The sequence below is a fragment of the Candidatus Bandiella numerosa genome (assembly GCF_021811875.1).
GTDB lineage: Bacteria > Pseudomonadota > Alphaproteobacteria > Rickettsiales > Midichloriaceae > Aquirickettsia > Aquirickettsia numerosa_A.
In genome coordinates this window covers 1-255 of sequence record NZ_JAJBJD010000242.1, presented here as the reverse complement: position 1 = coordinate 255, position 255 = coordinate 1, and the positions used below count along the sequence as shown (strand labels likewise).

General features: G+C 37.3%; 1 protein-coding gene. It reads left to right on the top strand.

The genetic code is table 11. From position 1 onward, the window contains the following. A partial coding sequence (locus L8D11_RS05525; protein WP_272906064.1) for a reverse transcriptase domain-containing protein occupies window positions 1-255 on the top strand: 255 nt, incomplete at both ends.

Genomic DNA, 255 nt, shown 5'->3' with positions numbered 1-255 from the left:
CTCACCACTTCTTAGTAACATTTTACTTCATGAACTAGATAGAGAACTTCACTTGCGCAAACACTCATTTGTGAGGTATGCTGACGACTGTAACATTTATGTTAGTTCTAAGCCTGCTGCTCAAAGATTGCTTATCTCAATAACGAAGTTCCTCAATGGTAAGTTGAAACTTAAAGTCAATCTTACTAAAAGTGCTGCTAGTTCTGTACAAAGCCGTAAATTCCTAGGATTTACTTTATTGGCAGATGGCTCTAC